At 44.1% G+C, this 4,164-nt stretch carries 3 protein-coding genes; all 3 read right to left on the bottom strand.

Features of this window, described 5'->3' with window-relative positions; genetic code table 11:
- Positions 1-202: 202 nt before the first annotated feature.
- Entirely contained in the window at positions 203-937 is a 735-nt protein-coding gene (locus tag ABZB17_RS21030) for an MIP/aquaporin family protein (protein ID WP_372653340.1), read from the bottom strand.
- 61 nt (positions 938-998) lie between these two features.
- On the bottom strand, positions 999-2,558 hold the full coding sequence (locus ABZB17_RS21025) for an FAD-dependent oxidoreductase (RefSeq protein ID WP_372653338.1): 1,560 nt from the start codon (positions 2,556-2,558) through the stop codon (positions 999-1,001).
- Positions 2,559-2,581: 23 nt separating this feature from the next.
- Positions 2,582-4,087 carry a glycerol kinase GlpK gene (gene glpK, locus ABZB17_RS21020; protein ID WP_372653335.1) on the bottom strand — a complete coding sequence of 502 codons (1,506 nt, stop codon included), beginning with the start codon at positions 4,085-4,087 and terminating at the stop codon, positions 2,582-2,584.
- Positions 4,088-4,164 lie beyond the last annotated feature (77 nt).

Raw genomic sequence — 4,164 nt, 5'->3', positions numbered from 1 at the left:
TGCATGGATTTTACTTCTAATTATTTGTTTGTCAGACTTTTAAATTAGTAAATTCCATGCTTTTATTCAAATAAATCAACAATAACTTTTAATTCAATTCACTTATATTCAGCAGGTTAATAATCGAACTGAGGTTAATAATAAAAAAGTCACTATGTTTACTGATAGTGACTTCTTTATTATATCGAACGGCGAAATTGCTTTAACAAAAACAAAACAGTGCTGCAGCCAGAGCAGCTCCTGCAATTGGTCCCAGGATTGGAACCCATGCATAAGCCCAGTCAGAATTTCCTTTGTTCGGAGCTTTTAAAAGGCTGTGGATGATACGTGGTCCCAAATCGCGGGCAGGGTTTATGGCGTATCCTGTTGGGCCGCCAAGACTTAAGCCTATTGCTGTTACCAAAAGTGCAACCGGAAGCGCTCCAATCGAACCTAAACCAACTTCAACAGTTTGCAGCTGTTGGGTTTCAAACTTAATATCGGTGATATAAAAGATCACAAAAATGAGTACAAAAGTTCCAATAAGTTCGGTGATAAAATTGTTCTTATAATTTCTGATGGCGGGCGATGTGGCAAAAACACCTAAAAATCCGTTTTTGTCGGTGTTGGCCTTAAAATGATCGCGATAAGTAAACCAAACCAATATGGCCCCGAGCATAGCGCCTATTATTTCGCCGGCAATATATACCGGAACTTTATCCCATGGGAATATTCCGCCCAATGCGAGGCCAAGTGTAACTGCCGGATTTAAGTGCGCTCCGCTAATGGGGCCGGCAACTATTACTGCCATCATTACTGCCAGTCCCCAGCCCAGTGAAATTACGATCCATCCGCCGTTGTGACCTTTGGTATTTTTTAGTACTACATTTGCCACAACGCCATCTCCAAGGAGAATCAGTATCATTGTGGCAATGATTTCTGCAACAAATTCATTCATTTCAGTTATTCGTTTATTTAAATATAGTTCCTTAAAGCTTAGTTTTATTGTTTGCTGTGGATTATAAGTAATAGCCTTTTGCAAGCTGGGAAAATTCTTCGACTTGTTGATCAATCCACCCGGAATCTTTGCCCAGTTCGTTTGCCATTATTTTGGCCACTTTGGGTGCCATTTCTTCGGCAGCGCGTGCATCAAGATATAAGGCTCTTACCCGGCGTGCCAGAACATCGTCGAGGGTCATTGCCATTTCTTTTTTACATGCCCAAACTACTTCGGCAACTGTAAAGTCCAAACGTTCATGCAGTTTTTCCCCCAATTTAGGATTATCCTCAATCATTTCTTTAATGGCTTTTGCTTCCGATCCGTACACATAAAAATGATCATTAAGATCTATGTTTTTTGTGTAACCATGAATGGCGAGATTTTCGGTTTGGCAAGGCCGTTCCGGCAATCCGGCAAGTATTACGGCGTTGTTTATGGTGTCTTCACCCATTTTGCGGTAGGTTGTCCATTTGCCGCCTGTAATGGAAATAAGCCCGGATAAACTCACAATTACTTTATGACTGCGGGAAATTTCTTTTGTCTTTTTATCTTCTCCTTCGGGGGCAGCAAGTGGGCGCAATCCTGCAAAGATACTTCGTACATCGCTTCTTTTTGGCGGGCGAGTGAGGTAGCGGCCGGCTGTGTTTAGTATAAACTCTATTTCTTCTTCCAAAGCTCTTGGTTCAAGGCTGGCTTCTTCAATAAGCGTATCGGTGGTTCCAACAACAACTTTGCCGCGCCACGGAACGGCAAACAGTACACGCCCGTCGTCGGTTTTGGGGATCATTATAGCATGGTCTCCTTTCAGAAAATCATGATCGAGTACGAAGTGAATTCCCTGGCTGGGCACCACTTTTTTTGGGGTGCCGGGTTCATCCATTTGTAAAATTTCGTCGGTAAAAACACCGGTTGCATTTACCACTGCTTTGGCTTTTATCTCCAACTCGTCGCCACCAATCAGGTCTTTTGCTTTTACCCCGCAAATCATTCCTTCTTCGTCTTTTAGTAATCCGATAACCTTGGTGTAGTTTACTGCCACGCCATCGTAATCGATAACAGTTTGTGCAAGGTTTATCGAAAGTCTGGCATCGTCAAACTGTCCGTCGTGATATATTACACCGCCTGTTAATCCTTCTTCTTTAAGTGTTGGCAGGGCTTCCAGTGTTTCTTGTTTCGAGAGGTGAACGGAAGGGCCAAGCCCCAGCTTTCCGGCCATCATATCGTAAACTTTCAATCCTACAGTGTAGAACGGGCCTCCCCACCATTCGTAATTCGGAATAATAAACGATTGATTTTTAACCAGGTGAGGTGCATTTTGCCGCATTAATCCCCTTTCGCGAAGGGCTTCCAAAACCAGCGAGATGTCGCCTTGTGCCAAATAACGCACACCGCCGTGCACCAGTTTGGTACTTCGGCTCGAGGTTCCTTTGGCAAAATCGGCACCTTCAAGCAGCAGTGTTTTGTATTTTCGTGTAGCAGATTCAAGTGCGACTCCCAGTCCTGAAGCGCCACCGCCAATTACAACAATATCCCATTCAATATCGGCCTTGGCTTTCCGTAGTTGTTTTTGTCTTTTCATAAATTTCAGGCTTAGTAAATCGTTTATTCATCATCATCGTCGTCAATCCATTCTTTGGCTTTTGTAAGTGCCTTTTGCCATTTGCGAATAGATTTATCCATGATATCCTTTGAAATTTGTGGAGTAAAAGTTTTGTCTTTTTCCCATTGCGACTGTAATTCATCCAGATCTTGCCAGTAACCCACTGCTAACCCGGCCAGATAAGCAGCTCCCAGAGCAGTGGTTTCCAGTTGGCGGGGGCGGATTACCGGCGACTGCAGTGTCTCCGACTGAAACTGCAACAGAAGGTTGTTTGCTGCCGCGCCACCATCAACACGTAGCTCTTTAATTTCAATGCCGGAGTCGGCTTCCATCGCCTTCAGCACATCCATCACCTGAAAGGCAATTCCTTCTAAGGTGGCTCGGGCAAAGTGTCCGTTCGATGTCCCACGGGTTATGCCAACCACAATACCACGTGCGTACTGGTCCCAGTGCGGAGCTCCAAGCCCGGTTAATGCCGGAACAAAATAAACACCTCCGTTGTCTTCAACCGAAAGGGCCAGTTCTTCAATCTCAGGTGCGTTGTTTATTAAGCCCAACTGGTCGCGCATCCATTGTACGGCAGCACCGGCGATAAAAATACTTCCTTCGAGGGCGTAGGATACTTTTCCGTTTATCTTCCAGGCAATGGTAGTCACCAGGTTGTTTTCCGACAGGATGGCTTTTTCGCCGGTATTAAGCAGCATAAAACAACCCGTTCCGTAAGTATTTTTAGCCATTCCGGGGTGTATGCATTGCTGGCCAAACAATGCTGCCTGCTGGTCGCCGGCAATACCGGCAATTGGTATTTCGTGTGCAAATATCGTTGTTTTGGTGTATCCCACTATTTCGCTTGATGCACAAACTTCGGGAAGCATACTTTCCGGAATATCAAAAAGTTCCAGCAGCTCTTTATCCCAACAGCAATCGTTTATATTGTATAGCAATGTTCTGCTGGCATTTGTAATATCAGTAACGTGTTTGTCGCCACGGGTAAGCTTCCAGATTAACCACGAATCAACGGTGCCAAACGCCAATTTTCCTTCGTTTGCTTTTTCTCTTGCACCTTTAACATTTTCAAGAATCCATTGCACTTTAGTCCCCGAAAAATAGGCATCAATTACCAACCCTGTTTTGGTGCGAATCAGTTTTTGATATCCCTTTTCTTTTAATGCATCGCAATATTTGGCAGTTCGCCGGTCTTGCCAAACAATGGCATTGTAAACCGGTTCGCCGGTTTCTTTGTCCCAAACAATAGTTGTTTCGCGTTGGTTGGTGATACCAATTGCGGCAATATTTTTTCCGTTAATACCAATTTTTGTAATGGCCTCGGCTGCAACTGCTGCCTGCGACGACCAAATTTCATTGGGATCATGTTCCACCCAACCCGGTTTCGGAAATATCTGTTCAAACTCTTTGTGGGCAACCGATTTTATTGCACCAAGCTGATCGAAAACAATAGCACGCGAACTGGTCGTGCCCTGGTCAAACGCAAGTATGTACTTATTCATAAGGTTTATGGTTTATAGTTTTTAATTCTTAGTAATGAGTTATCGATCATCTCAAAACAGGCATTCACAAGTTCTAT

It is taken from the genome of Draconibacterium sp. (assembly GCF_041583095.1).
Taxonomy (GTDB): domain Bacteria; phylum Bacteroidota; class Bacteroidia; order Bacteroidales; family Prolixibacteraceae; genus Draconibacterium.
This window is presented reverse-complemented; position numbering and strand designations above follow the sequence as displayed.